The sequence below is a fragment of the Pectobacterium peruviense genome, assembly GCF_002847345.1.
GTDB lineage: Bacteria > Pseudomonadota > Gammaproteobacteria > Enterobacterales > Enterobacteriaceae > Pectobacterium > Pectobacterium peruviense.
Window position 1 is genome coordinate 76427 of the sequence record NZ_LXFV01000013.1, and the last position, 23182, is coordinate 99608.

Sequence of the window (23182 nt, forward strand, 5' to 3'; positions counted from 1 at the left end):
CTAAATTAGCACAGTAACAACTACGATTCAAAATATGTTCAAATAATTACTATGAAAACATGATAAGCATTGAAAAAATCTATTTGATTGATAAAAATAATTTTTTACTCATATGACGAGTTCTACAAGAAACTTAATACTCCCTCCTTAGCGTAAAAAATCACGCTGAGGTCAGCTCCCTCACCCCGCAACCAGCACCTCCACACCCATTTTGTTCAGCGCTTCTTTGGCAGCGGCGGGTAGCCCGTCGTCGGTGATGATGCTGTCGAAGACGTTGAGCGGCGTGGCGAGATGGGTGGCGATGCGGCCATATTTTGAGGTATCACACAGCAGTACGCGTTTTCTGCTGGCTTCTACCGCCGCACGTTTCACGACCACTTTGTCTTCGTTCGGCGTGGACAGCCCGCGCAGGCTCCATGAGGATGCAGAAATAAACGCGATGTCGATAAACAGGTTGCGCAGCGCCTGCGCCACCGCTTCACCGATGCAGGATTGATTTTCCCGACACAGCGTGCCACCCGTGTGGATCATACGGCACTGACTGGACTCAATCAGAAAAGCGGCAATCGCAAAATCGTTGGTGACAATCAGGAGATCGTCACGCTCGGCCAGTTCACGCGCCAGCGATAGCGTGGTGGTACCCGCATCCAGATAAATACAGCTATTCAACGGGATATGTTGCGCGGCCAGTTTCCCCATCGCCGCTTTTTGCTGGCTGAACATCCCGGACTTATCCTGATGCGATGGCTCAATCGCCAGCCGTTCAGGCGAACGCACGCCACCGGAGACGCTAAGCAGCAGGCCGTCTTGTTCCAGTTTTTGCACATCGCGCCGCACCGTCATGTGCGACACACCCAACCGCTCAGTCAGCTCGTTAATGCTTACCGCGCCGCGCTCGGCGATCAGCGCCAGAATCTGTTGATGACGTTCTACTGGTATCACGCTGTCCGTTCCCTGTTTGATAATGCTGGTCTGATAAAATCAGTTTGGTAAAGATTGTGAGAAACACTCCGTTTAATGACGATAATTACCATAAATTCACGCCACAAACCACGCCAGACATGACCACTTTCATCATCCCCCAGCGCCAAAGTAGACATAATTACCTGATAAATAAAAATAATAATGAAAATCACGCAGTAAACGGTGTTCAACTACACTGAATCATCACGATATAAATGTTAATTCATGTGATAAAAGTCACCACAATTTGTTCTGATAGTCCTTATATTTAACACCAGAGAACAAAAAATCACTAATTTTAACAAGGCAACCACGATGAAAAAGACTTCTGATTATGCTGTCGCCGTTATCGGTCTGGGTTCCATGGGCTTTGGCGCTGCGGCGTCCTGCATCAACGCTGGCCTGACGACATACGGCGTCGATATCAATCCGCAGGCACTCGAAAGGTTACGTCAGGCGGGTGCGGCGCAGGCTGACACGCGCATTGATGCTTTCGCTGACAAGCTGGATGCCGTGGTACTGCTGGTGGTGAACGCTGCACAGGTGAACGGGATTCTGTTCGGCGAGCCGCAGGTCGCAGCTAAGCTCAAGCCCGGCACCGTGGTCATGGTGTCTTCAACGATCTCCGCGCAGGATGCCAAAAATATCGAGCAACGCCTGGCCGAACATCAGCTCATCATGCTGGATGCACCGGTATCCGGCGGTGCGGTGAAAGCCGCCGCAGGCGATATGACGGTAATGGCATCCGGTTCTGATCTGGCTTTTGAGAAACTGAAGCCGGTGCTCGATGCCGTCGCGGGCAAGGTCTACCGCATCGGTGAAGAAATTGGGCTGGGTGCGACCGTTAAAATTATCCACCAGCTGTTGGCAGGCGTACACATCGCCGCGGGTGCAGAAGCGATGGCGCTGGCCGCTCGCGCCGATATCCCGCTGGATATCATGTACGACGTGGTAACCAACGCCGCCGGGAATTCCTGGATGTTTGAGAACCGTATGCGCCACGTTGTCGATGGCGATTACACGCCGAAATCGGCCGTTGATATCTTCGTCAAAGATCTGGGGTTGGTCACCGATACCGCCAAATCACTCCATTTCCCGCTGCCGTTGGCTTCTACCGCGTTCAACATGTTCACCGCCGCCAGCAACGCCGGGTTCGGTAAAGAAGACGACAGTGCGGTCATCAAAATTTTCAACGGTATTACGCTACCGGAAAAGAAGGAGGCACCATGATCAAGCTAGGTGTGATTGCCGACGATTTTACCGGTGCTACGGATATCGCCAGCTTTCTGGTCAACAACGGGCTGCCGACCGTGCAGCTCAACGGCGTGCCGCCGTCAGACTTTAAGGTCGACACACAGGCCGTCGTCATTAGCCTAAAATCACGCTCCTGCCCGGCGGAACAGGCCGTGGCGGATTCACTTAAGGCGCTGGCGTGGCTGCAACAACAGGGCTGCCAGCAGTTCTACTTTAAATATTGTTCCACCTTCGACAGCACTGCGAAAGGCAATATCGGCCCGGTGACCGATGCGCTGTTAGAGCAGCTTGGCGAAACGCAAACTATCATCTCTCCGGCACTGCCGGTGAATGGCAGAACCGTCTATCAGGGCCACCTGTTCGTGATGGATCAACTGCTGTCCGAGTCAGGAATGCGCCACCATCCAGTTACGCCGATGACAGACGGCAACCTGATGCGCGTCATGGAACAGCAAGCAGCCGGACGCTGCGGGCTGGTGCCATATGCCGTGATGGATCAGGGTGCAGACGCCGTCAAACAGCAGCTGGCACAGTTGAAAGCACAGAGCATGCGCTATGTGGTGCTGGATACGCTGAACGAACAGCACCTGCTGACGCAGGGAGAAGCACTGCGCGATATGAAGCTGGTCACCGGGGGTTCCGGTCTGGCGATTGGGCTGGCACGCCAGTGGGCAGAGTCCGCGATACAAACCGGTTCCGCAACCGAGGCAGGTAAGCCGCAGTCCGGCGCAGGCGTTGTGTTGTCCGGTTCCTGCTCAGTGATGACCAACAAGCAGGTCGCTCACTATCTGAAACAGGCGACGGGTCGCGCCATTGACGTCGCCCGCTGCTTAGAAAGCGATGACGCTCAGCAGTCCTACGTGCAGGAGCTGGCCGACTGGGTGAAGGAACACCGTGACGACGCACTCGCGCCGCTGCTGTACGCCACCTCTTCACCCGACGAACTGGCGCGGATTCAACAGCGCTGGGGGGCAGAAGCCAGTAGTCAGGCGGTAGAAAAACTGTTTGCTGCCGTCGCCCATCAGCTTCAGCAGGATGGCTTTCAGCGCTTCATCATCGCGGGCGGTGAAACCTCCAGCATCGTGGTGCAAACGCTGGGCATTCACGCGTTCCATATCGGCCCATCGATTTCCCCCGGCGTGCCGTGGGTGCGCTCCACCAACCATCCGCTCTCGCTGGCGTTGAAATCCGGCAATTTCGGCGATGAAGACTTTTTTGCCCGCGCCCAAAAGGAGTTTGCCGCATGAGTGAAAAACACAACGGCACAGAGGCGTCACTGAGCAGCGAGCAGCGAGCACGCGCGGAAATGGTCAAGCTGGGCGCATCCTTTTTCCAACGCGGCTACGCCACCGGTTCTGCTGGCAATCTCTCCCTTCTACTGGACGACGGTACACTGCTGGCAACGCCAACCGGCTCCTGCCTCGGTGAACTGGATGCCGAGCGGCTGTCCAAAGTCAGCCTGAGCGGCGAGTGGATTTCCGGCGATAAACCCTCGAAAGAAGTCAGCTTTCACCTGTCGATTTACCGTAACGATCCCGAATGCAAAGCGATCGTTCACCTGCACAGTACCTACCTGACAGCGCTCTCGTGTCTGGAAGGACTGGATACGAAGGATGCTATCAAGCCGTTCACCCCCTATGTGGTGATGCGCGTCGGTAAAGTACCCGTAGTGCCTTATTACCGCCCCGGCGATGCGCGACTCGGTGAAGATCTGGCGAAGCTAGCCTCGCGTTATAAAGCCTTCTTGTTGGCTAACCACGGCCCGGTCGTCACCGGTAAGGATCTGCGGGCGGCGGCGGATAACATGGAAGAGCTGGAAGAAACCGCCAAGCTGATTTTTATTCTCGGTGACCGAAAAATTCGCTACCTCACCGCTGACGATATTGCTGAACTCTCTTGATAGGCCACCTTTTACTGAGCGATGGAGTTAACCATGCCTAAGTTTGCTGCCAATCTTTCTATGCTGTTTACCGACGTTCCGTTTCTCGATCGCTTTAAAGCCGCTGCCGATGCGGGTTTTACCTCGGTCGAGTACCTGTTTCCTTATGAATATCCGGCACCGCTGCTGGCGAAAAAGCTGCGGGAAAATGGCCTGAAGCAGGTGTTGTTCAATACTGCGCCCGGCAACATCACCGCGGGTGAATGGGGCGTGTCTGCCCTGCCCGACCGCATTGAAGATGCTCGTCGGGACATCGATAACGCCTTGGAATATGCACTGGCGCTGAATTGTCCTTCAGTACTGGTGATGGGAGGCGTCGTTCCGCCCGGTGAAGACCGTGACGCCTATCAGCAAACCTTCATCAATAACCTGCGCTACGCGGCTGATAAATTCGCGCCGCATGGCATCAATATCATGATTGAAGCACTGAGTGCGAAGGTGAAACCGAATTACCTGTTCGCCAGCCAGTATCAGGCGCTGGAATTAGCCAATCTGATCGACCGGCCGAATGTCTATATTCAGGTGGACTTCTTCCACGCACAAATTGTCGATGGCAACCTGACGCAAATTATTCACGATTTAGATGGCCGCATCGGACATATTCAAATTGCTTCGGTTCCGGCACGGCATGAACCCGATGAAGGGGAAATTAATTATCCATTCATCTTTGCCGAATTGGATCGCGTGAATTATTCCGGCTGGATTGGCTGTGAATATAACCCGCGTGGCAAAACCGAAGACGGATTGGGCTGGGCTGAACCCTGGCTGGAGAAAAAACACTAACTCACTAATTCCAGGAAATAATATTAACACCAGAGACATATTCGTTAGACGCGAATAAATAAAAAAGAAAAGATCAGATTCCCGCATTATTCCAATGCGGGAGTCAGGTCACCCTTTTCTTCAAATAAAACAATAACCCAATACCTTTTCAGCCTCTGAATTGAAAACAATGGGTCAATGAGGATAAGAATATGGCCACCTCGCTCTTGCTCTGCATCGCTATCGCCGGGGTATTACTCCTGCTGCTGATGGTCATTAAATTTAAAATTCAGCCTTTCGTCGCCCTGCTGGTTGTCAGTTTACTTGTTGCCTTAGCAACCGGTATTCCTACTGCTGAGGTGATGAAGGTGATTACCTCCGGTATGGGCGGTATTCTCGGTTCGGTGGCGATTATTATCGGCCTCGGTGCCATGCTCGGCAGAATGATCGAAGTGTCTGGCGGCGCGGAATCCTTAGCGCACCGTTTTGCCCAATTAATGGGACCGGGATTGATGGTGGCAGCATTAACTATCGCCGCCTTTATTCTGGGTATTCCAGTCTTTTTTGATGTCGGCTTTATTATCCTCGCCCCGATTATTTACGGCTTCGCGAAAGTCGCTAAAGTCTCTCCGATTAAATTCGGTTTGCCCGTCGCAGGCGTAATGTTGACGGTGCACGTCGCGCTGCCGCCCCACCCCGGCCCGGTTGCCGCTGCTGGCCTGTTGAATGCCGATATCGGCTGGCTGACCATCATTGGCCTGCTGGTGTCGATTCCTGTCGGTATCATCAGCTACTGGGCGGCCAAGGCCATGAACCGCCGTAAGTATGCGCTTTCCGTCGAAGTGTTAGAGCAGTTACAGCTGGCGAAACCGGAAGACAGCACGCCGGACACGGCACCCGCGTCTGCCCCTTCGGCTGGATTGATTGCCGCGCTGATCGCCATTCCTATCGCCATCATTATGCTCGGCACCGTGTCTGCGACCATTTTGCCTGCCGGACATCCGGTGCGTAACGTCATGTCGCTGGTTGGATCTCCCGCCGTCGCGCTGCTGATCGCTCTGGCCCTGGCATTCTGGCTGATTGCCCTGCGTCGCGGCTGGTCGCTGGAAAAAGCTAGCGGTGTGATGGGCGATGCGATGCCTGCTGCTGCGATGGTCATCATGGTGACCGGTGCGGGTGGCGTATTCGGCAAAGTACTGGTGGAATCGGGCATCGGTAAAGCGCTGGCGGATACGTTGACCAGCATTCATCTGCCGCTGGTGCCTGCCGCGTTTATCCTGTCACTGGCGCTACGTGCCTCACAAGGCTCTGCCACCGTCGCTATTCTCACCACCTGCGGCTTGCTGAGTGAAGCCGTCAGCGGACTAAATCAGATGCAGTTGGTGTTGGTGACGCTTGCTGCCTGTTTTGGCGGATTAGGCCTGTCGCACGTCAATGACTCCGGCTTCTGGATTGTCACCAAATATCTGGGACTGTCCGTCGCCGATGGCCTGCGCACCTGGACGGTACTGACAACAATCCTCGGACTGTCTGGGTTCCTTTTCACCTGGGCGCTTTGGCTGGTAATGTAAGCGTCATCGCGTTCCGCCACGAAAAACCGCTGACACTCAGCGGTTTTCCTCCTTATGCCAGAAAATACGCCCGTTTTATTCTTATATTCCACATCTGAATATCCAAGCGCTGCCGTTATAATCCATACGGGGTAAGAAACCACACGTTCCCTTATCACCACGACACAAGTTCGCATGCCAATACATGATGTAATCGGAAATATGCCTTATTCCTGACCTCTCGTGGAAGTATAAGATGCCAAATCCATACGGCATGAGCCTGCATCAGCCGATGAAAAATAATAAAGGAACACTATGAATTTTTTAGCAAAAATGAAGCTTGGCACTATGCTGGGTTCTGGCTTCGCCTCTGTCATCATCATCGGTTTGATGGTCGCCGTTCTGGGACGTGTGCATCTGCTCGATCTGAGCGAAGATATTGAGTCGCTGTCCGAAAAAAACCTGACCAGCCTGATCCTGATACAGGATGCCAAAAGCGGTTTTGATGCCGTGGCCCGTTCAGTGCGTACTATCGGCCTGACAAGCGACAGCAGCCGCATTCAGGAAGAAAAGCGCCTGATCGATCAGCAAATTGTCCGTAATACCGAAATCCTGACCAAACTGTATTCTAACCTGTCTGAAGCAGAGTCTCGCGACTCACTGGACCGCCTGACGCAGGCTCGCCCAGCCTATCGGGACGCGGTGAATAAAGCCGTAGAACTTGGCGTATCTGAGAACGCCGAAGAAAGAGCGCGAGCCGTGCAGCTCATGGTCAATGAAATGCAAATTACGCAGGCACCCGTTTTCGCCGCGCTGGACAGCATGACCGAATTGCAGAAGAAGCGGACGCTGGATATGACGGCAAGCGCCATGCAGGAAGCTCGCTCAGATGGTAACACTCTGATCTTCTACGCGGCGATTGCGGTTCTCGTTGGTATTCTGGTTTCCGTGCTGATTACCCGTACCATCAAAGGCTTGTTGGGTGGCGAAGTGGCCTACGCCGCACAGATCGCCCAAGCGGTCGCGCAAGGAAATCTGGCGGTAGCCGTCAACCTGCATTCCGGTGATGACCGCAGTGTGCTGGCAGCCATGAACGGTATGCGCAAAAGCCTGAGCAGCATTGTTGAACAGGTGCGCGAAAGCAGTGAATCTATCGCGACCGGTGCCAGCCAGATCGCCGCAGGCAGCACCGATCTTAGCCAACGCACGGAAGAACAAGCGGCCAACCTGCAACAAACCGCAGCGTCCATGGAAGAAATGAGCCAAACCGTACGCCAGAACTCGGATACCGTACGTAACGCCGCTCAACTGGCACAGGCCGCCAGTCATACCGCCGCTAAAGGTGGCGAAGCCGTCAGCAATATCGTTGTCACCATGAAAGAAATTACCGACAGCTCGCAGAAAATTGGCGACATCATCAGCGTCATCGACGGCATCGCCTTCCAGACCAACATTCTGGCGCTCAACGCCGCGGTGGAAGCCGCACGCGCAGGTGAGCAAGGTCGTGGCTTTGCTGTAGTCGCAGGTGAAGTTCGCTCGCTGGCACAGCGCTCCGCTACTGCCGCCAAAGAGATTAAAGAGCTGATCGGCCACAGCGTCGAGAAAGTCGAAGTAGGTTCCGCGCTGGTCAGCGATGCGGGAACAACGATCGAAGAATTAGTGCGTCAGGCACGCCACGTTGCCGATCTGATCAACGAAATTGGCGTCACCACGCAGGAACAAGAATCTGGCGTCTCGCAGATTCATGATGCGGTGAACCAACTCGATCAGGTCACCCAGCAGAACGCCGCACTCGTTGAGCAATCCGCTTCCGCTGCCGATAGTCTGAGCGATCAGGCTGTCCACCTGGTAGAGCTGATGAGAGTCTTCATCGTTGAAGGTGGGTCGTCACAGCGTATTGCACCACAGCTGAAAAGACCGACCAGCGCAAAGCTTTCTCTCGCCAACCCTAAAGGCAGCGCGGGAAGCAGTAACCAAAACTGGGAACAGTTCTGATTTCAGGCAGGGGGATCATGCATCCCCCTGTTTACTTTCACACCTATCCACCGCTAGCCCCCACACACAACACTTTCTGCTTTTTCTTATCATTGTGCGCCATGCCGCAGCAGCAAGAATTAAAATCAATGTTTTCCCAAAAAATGCCGATATTCCAGTATGGACTGGTCAGTTATTCATCAAAAGGATCGGAGACTGCGCCAGCACATTACTTCCGTAGCGCAAAAGAAAATCTGCTTAATAACAATAAATATTGTCAATAAGTCATGGGGATAACATGCAGCGTACAAAAAAAATGAAACTGGGTACTCAGGTCGGCTCGGGTTTTGCCATTGTTATTATTATTGGCCTATTAGTGGCTATCTTCGGCAGAACGCATTTGGTTGGCCTTGGTAATACGACTGACAACCTTGCCAAACACCATCTTGCCAATCTTATCGTGCTACAAGAATTGAAAGACAACCTGAACGTCACGATCAAAGCCACTTTGCGTATGCTTATCACAACGGAAAGAAAGGTATTGGAGGACAATCAAAAGCTGATTGAAGCCACCAGCGCCAGAAACGCAAAGCTCGTCACTCAACTGGAAGAAAATGTACAGGCAAAAGAGGTTCGTAATATTCTGGGCGAACTTCAGCAAAATCGCACTGAATTCGCCACCGTGGGCCGTCAGTCAGTCGCCCTGTCCCTCAACAATAAACAGGCCGAATCCATCGAGTTAGTCAAAACCCAGCTTGAGCCGATACAAACCAAGCTTTTTAACAACCTGAACACGATGATTCAGTTGCAGAAAGACTACACCACGCAAATCGCAACCAATGCGATTGAAGAGTCCTACTATGATGGCAATTCACTGCTGATACTGGCTGGCATCGCCTCATTGATTGGTGTGTGTATCGCCTGGCTGATTACTCGTCACATCAAGAAGCAATTGGGCGGTGAACCCGCCTATGCCACGCAGGTGACGCAGGAGATCGCACAGGGCAATCTCGCCATACCGATTGAGTTGGCAGCAGGCGACACGAGCAGCCTGTTGTCCGCCATGAACCACATGCGCAAAAGCCTGAGTGGTATTGTTGATCAGGTACGTGAAAGCAGCGAATCTATCGCGACCGGAGCAGGACAGATCGCCGCAGGCAGCACCGATCTCAGCCAGCGTACGGAAGAACAGGCCGCCAACCTGCAACAAACCGCAGCGTCCATGGAAGAGATGAGCCAAACCGTACGTCAGAACTCGGATACCGTACGTAACGCCGCTCAACTGGCACAAGCCGCCAGTAATACTGCCGCTAAAGGCGGCGAGGCCGTCAGCAATATCGTTGTCACCATGAAAGAGATTACTGACAGCTCGCAAAAAATTGGCGACATCATTAGCGTCATCGACGGTATTGCCTTCCAGACCAACATTCTGGCGCTCAACGCCGCAGTAGAAGCCGCACGAGCCGGTGAACAAGGGCGTGGTTTTGCCGTGGTAGCAGGCGAGGTTCGCTCGCTGGCACAGCGCTCCGCCACCGCCGCCAAAGAGATTAAAGAGCTGATCGGCCACAGCGTTGAGAAAGTCGAGGCGGGTTCCGTACTGGTCAGCAACGCGGGAACGACAATCGAAGAGTTGGTCCGTCAGGCGCGCAACGTTGCCGATCTGATCAACGAAATTGGCGTCACCACGCAGGAACAAGAGTCTGGCGTTTCGCAGATTCATGAGGCGATTAACCAGCTCGATCAGGTCACCCAGCAGAACGCGGCACTCGTTGAGCAATCTACGTCCGCCGCCGATAGTCTGAGCGATCAGGCCGCTCACCTGGTAGAGCTGATGAGAGTCTTCATTATTGAAAGCGGGCAGTCACAGCGTAATACACCTGAGCTGAAAAGACCCGCCAGCACGAAGCTCTCTCTCGCAAGCCCTAAAGGCAGAACAAAAAGCGATACCCAGAACTGGGAAACCTTCTAGCAAGGTGTAAAAAGACATGCAAAACCGCTGATCGATCAGCGGTTTTTTTTATTCCTTTCTAACAGGAATCTCTCACATCAACACTTTTCCGCCACGTATTGAAGAAACCGGCTACTGTTTTCAATAGGGAAAAACAATTAATGAAAAATAAAAATTAGCAATTGGCTTTATATTAAGCGAGGTAGCATAAAATCAATAAAGCACAAAAGAAATGGCAATCTACGATTATAAAACCATCAAATATATGATGGTAAAATCATCATATTGTTCAAAAAAAGTAACGAATGAAAAACAGTCCCCTCTTTATGGTTGAATAAATAAGCAAAAAATCATAACTGCAACGTTTATTAGCATGACTGTCAATTTAACATTACAGCATAGTATCAGTTTATTTTCCCTTTAAACCATAGAGATATTGCGGCTTTTACTGCCGCCTTTTATACTCCTGCGCCATCATTTCTCTCTTATTACTCTATGCTCCTCTGCACCAGATACATACATCACTTAGCGAAGTGCATGACGGATACCAGTAAACGCGGAATACGTTTATAGCCTAAAGGAAATGGGCAATGATTGAAGGAAAGGATTTACCTGAGATACCTAAAATCGTAACGCTACGGTATTTGCAAAATAAATACGTTTTCGCAACGTCGATTTCACATAAATAGCATGCCAGTACTCACCATATTCGTTCTCAACGTATAATTAGGGACACAATGAATCTCATCAAAAATAGCAGCCTGGGTAAAATGCTAGGGACTGGCTTTACTCTGGTCATCGCCATCGGTTTTCTGGTAGCGATATTTGGTCGTATCCAGTTAGACAAGCTCGGGGAAAACATCCAGGTGCTGTCGCAAGTCCGTATTACCAACCTCCTGATGATGCAAGAGTTTAAAGACAACATAAACACCAACGCGATCGCCGTCAGAAACCTGACGATGCAGGAAGACGATCGGCTAGTGCAGGAAGAGAAAACGCGTATCGAGGAGATGATCTCCCGCAATAACGCGTTACTCTCGAAAATACATGACAGTACCGCCGAGAAACATGCTCAGGAATTGGTCGCCGAACTGCAGCGCGTACGGCCGGCCTATAGCAGCAGCATGGCAAACGCCATCACGCTGGCAATGGCGAACAAGAACAGTGAAGCTCAACATCTGTTATTAACAGACGTGCGGGCTAAGCAAGATGCTGTCTTCAACGCTCTGAATGATATGGTTAACTGGCAAGAGAAGCTCACCGTTGAAATCGCCAACCAGTCTTTAAAAAACGCCACTAACGCAGGCTCGCTGATGGTCATCATCGCCCTGCTTTCTGTGGCGCTGGGAGCGATGATCTCATGGTGGATCACCCGCACCATTAAACGTCAGCTCGGGGGAGAACCCGCCTACACGCTGGAAGTGACACGTCAGGTTGCACAGGGGAATCTGGCCTTCACGATTGAACTGCGCGACGGAGACACCACCAGCGTACTCGCGGCGATGGAAGATATGCGTCAAAACCTGAGTAACCTTGTCGGTCAGGTGCATCAGAGTAGCGAGTCGATCGCCACAGGCGCTACACAGATTGCGATGGGCAACACCGATCTGAGCCAACGTACAGAAGAACAGGCCGCGAATCTTCAGGAAACCGCCGCCTCAATGGAACAAATGAATACCACGGTGAAGCAGAATGCGGCAACCGTGCGCACCGCAACGGAGTTAGCCCATTCCGCTAGCACCACAGCGCAGAAAGGCGGCGATGCGGTCAGTAACGTTGTGCGTACCATGGAAGATATCACCACCAGTTCGCGTAAGATCGGCGATATTATCGGTGTCATTGACGGCATTGCCTTTCAGACTAACATTCTGGCGCTCAACGCCGCCGTTGAAGCGGCCAGAGCGGGTGAACAAGGTCGTGGCTTTGCCGTGGTCGCGGGCGAAGTACGCTCTCTGGCACAGCGCTCCGCCTCTGCCGCACGTGAAATCAAGGACCTGATTAGCGTGAGCGTCGCCAACGTGGAAATGGGTGAGAAGCAGGTTAACGACGCGGGTATCACCATCAAAGAAATCGTCGAAAAGTCTCAGCACGTTGCTAACCTGCTCAATGAGATCGGTTTGACCACGCACGAGCAAGAACAGGGCGTTGCTCAAGTCAATGATGCAGTGAATCAGCTTGATCAGGTGACCCAACAGAACGCCGCACTGGTTGAAGAATCCGCCTCCGCCGCCGATAGTCTGAGCCAACAGGCCAGAACGCTGCTGGAATTAATGGGTGTTTTCAAACTCAACGGTATTCAGACGAAAGTGCCACGGCTGACGTCACAAGTGAAGCAGCCGACAGCGCCAAGGCTAGCTCTGGCAGGTAAATCAGGCCGCACAAGCAGTGATAACTGGGAAACCTTTTAACGAGCGTGACCGATCGATAGCATCCTTCGGTCTCTTACCGTAAAAAAAGCCGCTGAATTCTCAGCGGCTTTTTTATGATATCGGGGTAGAAAAAATAAATAACAAGGTTAAAAAATCGACATTAATTAATAAATGTCACAATTAAAAATAATAAATTACAAAAAAAATAAATGATAAGAAAAGGATCTAATTCTTATTGGGTACTTATCTATTGATTAATATTTATTACCTATCTTAGTTGCTATAAGAAAATAATATTAATCACCCGGGCAATGAATAAATTAAGGGATTTTGTTACGTTTATTCCGCCATCAATATACTACGTTATTGTCTACACTTCATTTGTCATTCCCTTGGCCTGTAAATATTCTCAACAGGCATTCCCGATAGGTATGAAAGCGACGACCATTCCCTTCGCCAAGGCAGCGATTGGAGCATAAACGTCGCCAGCATTCCTGTATCGGAGAAACACTGGGAGATAAGCAGAATGATGAAAGCAATGGAGTTCGTGGGGGAAATCGCGTCTGTACATCACCCCTAACATAAAATAACGACACCTGCCGTGTCAGACTTCAATAAATAAAAAAGGAATATCATGAAGAATATGAGTTTGGGAAAAATGTTAGGAACAGGCTTTACGCTAATTATCGTTATTGGATTCTTAGTCGCCATATTGGGCCGCGTTCAGTTAGAAAAACTTGGGGGAAACATTCAGATTCTGTCACAAATGCGTATTACCAATCTTCTGCTCATGCAGGAAGTTAAAGACAACGTCAACATAGCGGCACGCTCCATCAGAAATATTGCACTTCTGACCGACCAACAACAAATGAAGGTGGAAAAAGATCGCATTGAGCAAACCATCGCACGTAATAGCGATTTGCTCGTACAAATACGTAAAAATGCAGTAGATGACGAGGCTAAAACGTTGCTCGCCACGCTGGATCAGGCTCGCCCGGCCTATACCAACAGCATGAAAAAAGCCATCGACCTGGCTATGTCCAACGAACACGACGCATTTCGCAATTTTCTGCTGACGGAAGTGCGTACCACGCAAGCAAGCGTATTCGACATTCTGGATAAAATGGTTGGAATACAAAAACAGCTGACCGTCACGCTCGCCAATGAATCCGAGAATAATGCGTTACACGCTGGCACCCTAATGTTGATCATCGCGTTATGTTCTGCGCTGTTGGGAGGCGTTGTTGCCTGGTGGATAACCCGGAAAATCAAACGCCAACTGGGTGGGGAACCCGCTTATACGCTGGAGATTACCCGTCAGGTTGCACAAGGGAATCTTGCCATCGCCATTGAACGGCGCGATGGAGATACCACCAGCGTTCTCGCTGCAATGGAGGAAATGCGCCAAAGCCTGAGCAATATCGTCGGACAAGTCCATCAAAGCAGCGAATCTATCGCCACGGGAGCCAACCAAATTGCGATGGGTAATACCGATCTCAGTCAGCGCACGGAAGAGCAGGCAGCCAACCTGCAGGAAACCGCTGCCTCTATGGAAGAGATGAACACCACGGTTAAACAGAACGCCGATACCGTGCGCACGGCTGCACAGCTCGCCAACTCGGCCAGTGTCGCTGCTCGTAAAGGAGGCGATGTCGTCAGCAATGTTGTACGGACCATGGAAGAGATCACCGCAAGCTCACGTAAAATCGGCGATATTATTGGCGTGATAGACGGCATTGCTTTCCAGACCAATATTCTGGCACTCAACGCCGCCGTCGAAGCCGCACGAGCCGGAGAACAGGGACGCGGGTTCGCTGTCGTTGCCGGAGAAGTTCGCTCACTGGCTCAACGTTCCGCTTCTGCTGCGCGTGAAATCAAAGACCTGATTGGCATCAGCGTAGGAAAAGTCGAAACGGGTGGTCTGCTGGTTAACGAAGCAGGGGTGACCATAGCAGAAGTTGTGGATCAGTCGCAGCGCGTCGCCAGCCTTATCAATGAGATCGGCCTGACTACGCATGAGCAGGAACAGGGCGTTTCTCAGGTCAATGACGCAGTGAATCAGCTCGATCAGGTAACCCAGCAGAACGCAGCGCTGGTTGAAGAATCGGCTTCTGCCGCAGGCAGCTTGAGCCAACAGGCCAGAAATCTGGTTGAGTTGATGGGCGTGTTCAAAATCGACGGTATCCAGTCACAGCGAGCCGTACCGCAGGTGACTACACTCTCCAGACCGAAATTGGTATTAGCCGGTAATTCGAGTAACACAAACTGGGAAACCTTTTAAACACGTGACAGATTAACCCGACGCTAGAAAATAAAAACCGCTGAAATATCAGCGGTTTTTTACATCAACAGGTGGCCTGCTATCGGCGATTACAGCGCCCGACGCAGGCGAGCCACCGCTTCATGCATTTGCTCATCTGTTGCCGTCGCAAAGGACAGGCGCAGCGTTGAATAATCGATATTGTCTGGGAAGAAGAATTCACCCGGCACGAAGACAACGCCCTGTTCCAGCGTCTTTTTCAGCCATTCCGTCGTGTTGAAATCGTCCTGACGGAACTTCGCCCACAGGAACATCCCACCTTTCGGCTGGTTAAAAGTGATCACATCACCCAGTTCCTTCTCGACCAGCTGTGCCAGCAGTTCGCCTTTATGCTTATAGGCGTGGCGAATTTTTTCGATCTGCGTCTCCAGACGTCCCAGCCCCAGATAGCACTCTGCGACAGTCTGCGACAGTGCGCTGGCGTGCAGGTCAGCGGCCTGTTTGATAATCGCCACCTTGTGCAACAGCCAATCCGGCAGAATCGCCCAGCCAAGACGCAGACCCGGAGCCAACACTTTCGAGAACGTGGAGGTATACAGCACGTATTCCGTGCTGCCCAGTTTATCCTGCGCCAGTTGGAACAGCGTCGGGTTACGCTCATCAGTGAAACGCAACTCACCATAGGGATCGTCTTCGATAATGACAAAACCGTAGCGCTCCGCCAGTTGAACCAATTGCAGGCGACGTTCATAACTCAGCGTAACACCGCTCGGGTTACCGAAATTCGGGACAATATAGACGCCCTTGATGCGCTGTTTCTTCAGCAGCTCTTCCAGCTCATCAACCACCATGCCGTTGGCATCGGACGATACAGACATCACATTCGCCTGTGCCAGTTCCAGCGTTTGCAGCGCCGCCAGATAAGTCGGGCGTTCAACGACGAACACATCACCGGGATCGATCATCGAGCGCATAATCAAGTCCAGCGCCTGCTGCGAACCTGCCGTCACGACAATGTCGTCGCCGCGTGTTTTTACGCCACGCACAGCACACAGCTCAGCAATGCGATCGCGCAACACGCTACTGCCTTCGGTTAAGCCATACTGGAATGCCGTTTTTGGCTGTTCGGTAATTGCTAACTGCGTGGCCTGACTTAAGCCTTCGAAATCAAACAATGCATCTGACGGAATCCCACCAGCCAGCGAGATAATATTTTCCATCTTGCTGTGTTTCAGCAGTTCACGGATGGCGGAACTTTTTAACTGAGCGATGCGGTGCGCTAACAACCCTTCAATGGCCATGTATTCTTAACCTTTCAACAAAACTTCAATTATCCGCCCAGATAGGCCGAACGTACCGCTTCATTAGCTAACAATGCCGCACCGGTATCTTCCAACACGATATGACCATTTTCAAGTACATAACCCCGGTCAGCCAGTTTCAGCGCCTGATTGGCATTTTGCTCTACCAGGAAGATGGTCATACCATCTTCGCGCAATTGTTGGATCGTATCAAAAATTTGCAGAATGATAATCGGTGCCAGCCCCAGCGACGGCTCGTCCAGCAGCAGCAAACGCGGCTGGCTCATCAGCGCACGGCCAATCGCCAGCATCTGCTGCTCACCGCCGGACATAGTGCCGGAACGCTGGGCGCGTCGCTCATACAGACGTGGAAACAGATCGTAGACGCGCGCAATGCGCTCCTGATACTGATCGCGCTCGGCAAAGAATCCACCCATCGCCAGATTTTCTTCTACCGTCATACGGGAAAAGACACGACGGCCTTCCGGCACAATCGCGATCGCTTCGCGCATAATCTGCGCCGTCTGCCAGTGTGTGATGTCCTTACCGTCAAACGTAATAGTGCCTTCCGTCGCGCGCGGATCGCCGCACAGCGTGCCCAGCAGCGTCGTTTTACCGGCACCGTTGGCACCGATCAACGTAACAATCTCGCCCTGATTAATATGCAGGCTAACCTGATGCAGCGCCTGAATTTTTCCGTAGTGGGCAGAAACCTGATGTAATGACAGCATAAACGTTATCCTTCACCCAGATATGCACGGATGACATCCGGGTTGTTACGAATTTCAGCGGGAGTGCCTTGTGCCAGCGGCGTTCCCTGATTGACGACATAAATCCGGTCGGAAATCCCCATGACCAGCTTCATATCATGTTCAATCAACAAAACGGACACCTGATGGCTATCGCGCAGTTCCGCAATCAGCTGATTTAACTCGTCAGTTTCTTTCGGGTTCAGACCTGCTGCGGGCTCATCGAGCATCAATAGCTCAGGTCGCGTCACCATACAGCGGGCAATTTCCAGACGACGCTGATCGCCGTAAGCCAGATTCCCCGCCTGACGATTGGCTAAATCCAGCAGGCCGATACGTTCCAGCCACACGGCCGCACGCTCTTGCGCATCCGCTTCCGCACGACGAAAACTCGGCGTTTTCAACAGCCCGGCAAACACGCCGCTTTTCAGGTGCTGGTGCTGCGCGACCAACAGGTTCTCGATCACCGTCATTTCACGGAAGAGGCGAACATGCTGGAACGTGCGCACCACGCCCATGCGGGCAATAGCCTGTCCGGGTAACCCTTCCAGATGGCGATCGCGCAGCATGATGGTGCCGCCACTTGGGCGATAAAAACCGGTCAGGCAGTTAAAGACCGTGGTTTTCCCCGCCCCGTTCGGGCCGATCAGCGAGACGATTTCGCCAGCATGAATGTCCATTTCAACATTGTTGACCGCCAGCAGGCCGCCAAAACGCATCATCAGACCTCTGACTGATAATAATGGCTGCGTGCTCATGCTTGCTCTTCCTTCTTCGCGACTTTCAACTTCATCTCAGGACGCTTCATCGGCAGCAGGCCTTGCGGACGCCAAATCATCATCAGCACCATCAATGCACCCAGCAACAGCATGCTGTATTCATTCAGATCGCGCATCAGCTCACGAGACACGACCAACAGAATCGCAGCGAGAATGACCGCAAACTGCGAACCCATTCCGCCCAGCACAACAATAGCCAGCACAAAGGCCGACTCAGCAAATGTGAATGATTCCGGGCTGACAAACCCTTGACGCGCGGCAAACAGCGTACCCGCAAACCCAGCAAACGCGGCGCTGATAGTAAAGGCAGTCAGCTTGATACGCGTTGGGCTCAGCCCCAGAGAACGACAGGCGATTTCGTCATCGCGCAGCGCTTCCCAGGCACGTCCCAGCGGCATCCGCAGCAGGCGGTTAATCACAAACAGAGTCAACACGACCAACAGCAGCGCGACCAGATACAGGAAGATAATGCGGTCACTGGGGTCGTATTGCAGACCGAAGAAATTATGGAACGTATCCCAACCGCCATCGCGTGCGTTGCGGCCAAACTCCAGGCCAAAGAAGGTCGGTTTAGGGATCTGGCTGATGCCGTTCGGACCACCGGTAATTTCGGTATTATTCAGCAATAGGATACGGACAATTTCGCCGAACCCGAGCGTCACAATCGCCAGATAATCACCGCGTAAACGCAGCACTGGGAACCCCAGCAGGAAGCCGGACAGCGCCGCCACCATGCCCGCCAGCGGCAAACTTTCCCAGAAGCCCAATCCGTAATAGTGGTTTAGCAACGCATAGGTATACGCGCCGATGGCGTAAAAACCGCCGTAGCCCAAAACCAGCAGACCAGACAGACCCACTACGACGTTCAAGCCCAGACCCAGCATCACGTAAATCAGCGTGAGGGTAGCGATATCTACCGTTCCGCGCGAGACCAGAAACGGCCAGGCGATAGCGGCGATAATCAACGCCGCAGCGAGTATTTTCTGGCGTGGCGTACTGCCATCAAAACTCGGCAACACCAGTGACGGAGCGGAAAACTTCTTGATGCTTTGCTGAAAGAACGGGCGAATCAACTGGAAGAAGAACACCACGATGCAGCCCGCACCAATCCAATACCAGCGAACTTCACCGGCACCGTGCACTACCAGTTTGGTGCCATCCAGCGACAGTTGCATGCCCATTAAAAACGAGGCCAGCACTAGCAGCATGAACGCGGAAACAAACGCATTAAGCAGGTTGAGCTGTTTCATACCTTCTCAACCTCCGGGCGACCCAGAATGCCGGTTGGCATCACCAGCAGCACAACAATCAGCAGCGCAAATGACACCGCATCTTTGTATTCCGTGCTCAGGTAAGCAGACGTCAGCGCTTCGGCTACACCCAAAACCAGCCCGCCGATCATCGCACCAGGAATGCTGCCAATCCCGCCCAGTACCGCAGCCGTAAAGGCTTTCATCCCAGCCATGAAGCCGATATAGGGGTTGATGACACCGTAAAATTGCCCCAGCAGCACGCCTGCAACAGCGGCCATGAGGGCGCCAATGACGAAGGTCAGTGAGATGACGCGATCGGTGCTGATACCCAGCAGGCTCGCCATTTTCAGGTCTTCAGCACAGGCGCGGCAGGCGCGTCCCATGCGGGAATAGCGAATAAATAGCGTCAGCGCCAGCATGGCAAGGAACGTAACAATCCAGATGGTCAACTGCATGGTGCTGATGGTGGCGGCAAAGCCATTGCTTTCGCCCAGCACCCACTGGCCAGTCACCAGACTCGGCAGCGCAACATCACGCGAGCCCTGATTCAGGCTGACGTAGTTTTGCAGGAAAATCGACATCCCGATGGCAGAAATCAGTGCAATCAGACGCTTTGACGTTCGCACGGGGCGATAGGCCACCCGTTCGATACTCCAGCCGTAGGCGCTGGAAATCACCACAGCGGCAACGAAGGCGACGCTAATCAGGAGCCAGCCAGCATCGATACCCATCATCATCAGGGCCGCAATAACAATAAAGGAGACATAGCTACCGATCATATAAACCTCGCCGTGCGCGAAGTTAATCATGCCGATAATGCCGTAAACCATGGTGTAGCCAATGGCGATCAGCGCATAGGTGCTGCCCAACGTCAGGCCGTTGAACATCTGCTGAAGAAAGTAGAGGAACTGCTCGGACATACCTTAACCTTAAATGCCGCCCCCGCGCCTTGCGGCAACGGGGGCTTCGGTATTGAGGGATAGTAGTGGTACACACTCAGAAAGCGGAAAATGTTCTCCACGCCGAAGAGGCAGACAGCGGTACATTCACCCGCTTCTGCCTCCCCTGCATGATGATTATTTCACTGCGCTGGAAGTACCGTCTTTGTGCCACTCAAATACGCCAAATTCAAACCCTTTCAGGTCGCCTTTTGCATCCCAGCTTAATGGTCCCATTACGGTATCCACGGAGTTCGCTTTCAGATCCGCGACCAGTTTTTCCGGCTCATTGCTACCGGTACGTGTCATCGCAGTGGTCAGCGATTGCAGCGCAGCGTAGGTCGTCCAGACGAACGGGCCGGTTGGATCCAGTTTCTTGGCTTTCAGCGCATCCACAATCGGTTGGTTAGCAGGAACCTGATCGTAACGCTTCGGCAACGTCACCAGCATGCCTTCAGAGGCATCGCCTGCGATGTTAGACAGCGAAGAGTTACCCACGCCTTCCGGGCCCATGAATTTGGTTGTCATACCAGCCTGACGAGCCTGACGCAGAATCTGTCCCATTTCTGGGTAGTAGCCGCCGAAATAAACGAAATCGACGTTCTCTTTCTTCAGACGCGCAACCAGCGTAGAGAAATCTTTATCACCCGCCGTCACACCTTCAAACAGTACAACATTCGCACCAGCTTTTTTCAGGCTATCCTGAACAGAGCGGGCCAGACCTTCACCATATTGCTGCTTGTCATGAACCACGGCGATACGCTGAGGTTTGATGGTTTCGACAATGTATTTTGCTGAGGTTGGCCCCTGATCGGAATCCAGCCCCGTCGTGCGCATCACCATTTTATAGCCGCGCGTGGTCAAATCAGCATTGGTTGCCGCAGGCGTAATCATGATCACGCCTTCTTCTTCATAGATATCAGACGCAGGCTGCGTGGAGGAGGAACACAGATGGCCAATCACATAACGGATACCGTCATTGATGACTTTGTTCGCTACGGCAACCGCCTGCTTAGGATCGCACGCGTCATCATATTCAACGCCAACCAGTTTGTTGCCGTTTACGCCGCCTTTTGCGTTGATATCGGCAATAGCCTGACGTGCGCCAATGAACTCCATATCGCCATATTGCGCAACGGGTCCAGACATTGCGCCAACAACCGCAACCTTAATATCGGCAGCGTTGACCGCATGGCTGAACGCCGCAGCCATACAACCCATCAGCAATACTTTACCTTTACTGAATTTCATTTTTTTTACCCCATCTGTCATTATGGATATTGCCGAAAACCTGACCGCCTTCTGCCATAACCTGCTATTTTCTTATAAGTAAGAAAGGCTTAGGTTATTATTAGTAATGTTTTCTAATAAGGCTTTATTTTTCATATTATTAAACAGGAGTTTTATGCTGCAAATCAACTCACCTTGTCAGAAACAAGCGGAGCAAACAGCACAAAACACCAGATGTAAAAACCAGCATTCAATTTATATATAGTCAGATATTCTACTTTATGCATTAATTGTTGATGGATTACTCGAAAAACAAAGAATGAGAAAAACATTTGCTCTATTAACCATAACGCTCAAATTACACAACCGTTCCACTACAAGACAACTACATTATTCTTCACTCACATGATGGAGTGCCGATAAAAATGAAACTAACCATTGAATGCCTCACCCAGTTCAGCCCTCAGGATAAAATTGATCTGGCGAAAATTTGGCCGCATCAGAACATTGATTTACTCGAAGAAGGGCTCACGCTCGATCAGCGGCTATTCGCCGCCCGTTTTAACGATCGACTGTTAGGTGGTGTGCTGGTCGAAATTGAAGGGGAATATGCGGAACTGAGCGATCTGATGGTGCGAGAAGTCACGCGGCGACGTGGCGTAGGGCAACTTTTGATTGATGAAGCACGTCGTCAGCTTCCTGAGGTTAAAGAATGGTGGCTGGCAACGGCCGATCATGCTTCGATCAAAGAGGAAGTGCTGGCGCGATTTATGGTGTCTTGCGGCTTCTCACCCGTATCCGGCGGCTGGCGCTATATTCGCAGAAAAGAAACGCCGCTGATTCTTGACGAACTCAACCCAGAGAAACCATAAACACATCTCTACGGCCTGACATTCACGTTGGATAAAAACAAAACGACCGGGCATTACCCGGTCGCTACAGAAAGAGACGATGAGAGCGATTACGCTTCTATCGCCGCTCGCAGTTTTTTCATCGCATTCTTTTCTAACTGACGTACACGCTCTGCGGAAACACCGTATTGGTCGGCCAGTTCCTGCAAGGTGGATTTGTTGTCATCATCCAGCCAGCGGGCGCGAATAATGTGCTGGCTACGTTCATCCAGCCCTTCCAGCGCGTAGGTGAGCTTATCGGCCGCATGCGTATCCCAGTTGTCCTCTTCAATGCCATCGGCAAAGTCAGACGATTTATCCTGTAGGTAAAGCATTGGCGACATCGCTTTGCCGTCGTGCGAGTCCTCTTCCGGCGTCGGATCGAAGGTCATGTCCTGCGCCGCCATGCGGGATTCCATCTCGCGCACGTCTTTGGTGGTCACACCAAGTTCACGCGCTACCAGTTCGACTTCATCCTGGTTAAACCAGCCGAGGCGTGTTTTCGTCTTCCGCAGGTTAAAGAACAACTTACGCTGTGCTTTAGTGGTGGCTACCTTCACGATACGCCAGTTACGCAGCACGTATTCATGAATTTCTGCCTTGATCCAATGCACGGCGAAAGAAACCAGACGCACGCCAACTTCAGGGTTGAAGCGACGTACCGCTTTCATCAGGCCGATGTTCCCTTCCTGAATCAGGTCCGCCTGCGGCAGGCCGTAGCCGGAATAGTTACGGGCAACGTGAATAACAAAACGCAGGTGTGAAAGAATCAGGTGCTTAGCAGCCTCCAGATCGCCCTGATAATGCAGTCGTTCAGCCAGCGCCCGCTCTTCCTCCGCCGTCAGCATCGGATAGGCATTGGCGGCACGAATATACCCTTCCAGACTGCCCTGGGGAACTAAGGTGAAAGTTTGCATATCTTTGGTCATTCAACCCTCTCTGTTACTCTACTCGTCATATTGCAGTCAGCTATCTTAGCACTGCTTCGCCGCATCGTTTTGCGCGAAAATGGCAAAATGCGGC

General features: G+C 52.1%; 18 protein-coding genes. 10 read left to right on the plus strand and 8 right to left on the minus strand.

All coding sequences use genetic code 11. The annotated features are described in order from the left end of the window. Positions 1-180 precede the first annotated feature (180 nt). A complete protein-coding gene (gene ygbI, locus A0G03_RS11505) occupies positions 181-942 on the minus strand; it encodes a DNA-binding transcriptional repressor YgbI (protein ID WP_048263139.1) in 762 nt (253 codons plus the stop codon). Between the two features lie 336 nt (positions 943-1278). On the opposite strand from ygbI, the gene ltnD reads away from it, so the two are divergent. From ltnD to A0G03_RS11550, 9 genes are all read left to right on the plus strand, one after another. Next, positions 1279-2193 (plus strand): L-threonate dehydrogenase, encoded by a 915-nt coding sequence (ltnD, locus tag A0G03_RS11510; protein WP_014917036.1) that lies wholly within the window; start codon positions 1279-1281, stop codon positions 2191-2193. Further along, positions 2190-3464, plus strand: coding sequence for a 3-oxo-tetronate kinase (otnK, locus tag A0G03_RS11515; protein ID WP_048263143.1), 1275 nt, complete (start codon positions 2190-2192; stop codon positions 3462-3464). The genes ltnD and otnK overlap by 4 nt, the downstream gene beginning before the upstream one ends. Continuing rightward, a complete protein-coding gene (gene otnC / locus A0G03_RS11520; protein ID WP_048263145.1) occupies positions 3461-4117 on the plus strand; it encodes a 3-oxo-tetronate 4-phosphate decarboxylase in 657 nt (218 codons plus the stop codon). Before otnK ends, otnC begins: the two co-directional genes overlap by 4 nt. Before the next feature lie 33 nt (positions 4118-4150). Further along, positions 4151-4939: a 2-oxo-tetronate isomerase gene (otnI, locus tag A0G03_RS11525; protein WP_048263147.1), complete on the plus strand. Its 789-nt coding sequence runs from the start codon at positions 4151-4153 to the stop codon at positions 4937-4939. Positions 4940-5130: 191 nt separating this feature from the next. Further along, positions 5131-6489 (plus strand): GntP family transporter, encoded by a 1359-nt coding sequence (locus A0G03_RS11530; protein ID WP_048263148.1) that lies wholly within the window; start codon positions 5131-5133, stop codon positions 6487-6489. A 294-nt stretch (positions 6490-6783) separates the two neighbouring features. Continuing rightward, a complete protein-coding gene (locus A0G03_RS11535) occupies positions 6784-8463 on the plus strand; it encodes a methyl-accepting chemotaxis protein (RefSeq protein WP_048263150.1) in 1680 nt (559 codons plus the stop codon). Between the two features lie 277 nt (positions 8464-8740). Next, entirely contained in the window at positions 8741-10411 is a 1671-nt protein-coding gene (locus A0G03_RS11540; RefSeq protein ID WP_048263152.1) for a methyl-accepting chemotaxis protein, read from the plus strand. Between the two features lie 716 nt (positions 10412-11127). After that, positions 11128-12798, plus strand: a complete 1671-nt coding sequence (locus A0G03_RS11545) for a methyl-accepting chemotaxis protein (RefSeq protein ID WP_048263154.1) — start codon at positions 11128-11130, stop codon at positions 12796-12798. 595 nt (positions 12799-13393) lie between these two features. Continuing rightward, positions 13394-15040: a methyl-accepting chemotaxis protein gene (locus A0G03_RS11550; protein WP_048263156.1), complete on the plus strand. Its 1647-nt coding sequence runs from the start codon at positions 13394-13396 to the stop codon at positions 15038-15040. Positions 15041-15129: 89 nt separating this feature from the next. Here the strand turns inward: A0G03_RS11550 and A0G03_RS11555 are convergent, their stop codons facing one another. From A0G03_RS11555 to A0G03_RS11580, 6 genes are all read right to left on the minus strand, one after another. Further along, on the minus strand, positions 15130-16320 hold the full coding sequence (locus A0G03_RS11555; RefSeq protein ID WP_048263157.1) for an aminotransferase-like domain-containing protein: 1191 nt from the start codon (positions 16318-16320) through the stop codon (positions 15130-15132). A gap of 29 nt (positions 16321-16349) precedes the next feature. Further along, on the minus strand, positions 16350-17051 hold the full coding sequence (gene livF / locus A0G03_RS11560) for a high-affinity branched-chain amino acid ABC transporter ATP-binding protein LivF (RefSeq protein ID WP_048263159.1): 702 nt from the start codon (positions 17049-17051) through the stop codon (positions 16350-16352). 5 nt (positions 17052-17056) lie between these two features. Further along, positions 17057-17827: a high-affinity branched-chain amino acid ABC transporter ATP-binding protein LivG gene (gene livG, locus A0G03_RS11565; protein ID WP_048263162.1), complete on the minus strand. Its 771-nt coding sequence runs from the start codon at positions 17825-17827 to the stop codon at positions 17057-17059. Beyond that, positions 17824-19098, minus strand: coding sequence for a high-affinity branched-chain amino acid ABC transporter permease LivM (locus tag A0G03_RS11570; RefSeq protein ID WP_048263164.1), 1275 nt, complete (start codon positions 19096-19098; stop codon positions 17824-17826). The genes livG and A0G03_RS11570 overlap by 4 nt, the downstream gene beginning before the upstream one ends. Further along, on the minus strand, positions 19095-20021 hold the full coding sequence (livH, locus tag A0G03_RS11575; RefSeq protein ID WP_011095804.1) for a high-affinity branched-chain amino acid ABC transporter permease LivH: 927 nt from the start codon (positions 20019-20021) through the stop codon (positions 19095-19097). Before livH ends, A0G03_RS11570 begins: the two co-directional genes overlap by 4 nt. Before the next feature lie 156 nt (positions 20022-20177). Then, complete coding sequence (locus tag A0G03_RS11580) at positions 20178-21290, minus strand: branched-chain amino acid ABC transporter substrate-binding protein (RefSeq protein ID WP_048263406.1); 1113 nt, start codon at positions 21288-21290, stop codon at positions 20178-20180. 404 nt (positions 21291-21694) lie between these two features. Here A0G03_RS11580 and panM point away from each other — a divergent pair, with 404 nt between their 5' ends. Beyond that, positions 21695-22141, plus strand: coding sequence for an aspartate 1-decarboxylase autocleavage activator PanM (gene panM, locus A0G03_RS11585; RefSeq protein WP_011095806.1), 447 nt, complete (start codon positions 21695-21697; stop codon positions 22139-22141). An 89-nt stretch (positions 22142-22230) separates the two neighbouring features. Here panM and rpoH read toward each other — a convergent pair whose 3' ends face one another. Next, entirely contained in the window at positions 22231-23088 is an 858-nt protein-coding gene (gene rpoH, locus A0G03_RS11590) for an RNA polymerase sigma factor RpoH (RefSeq protein ID WP_048263165.1), read from the minus strand. Positions 23089-23182 lie beyond the last annotated feature (94 nt).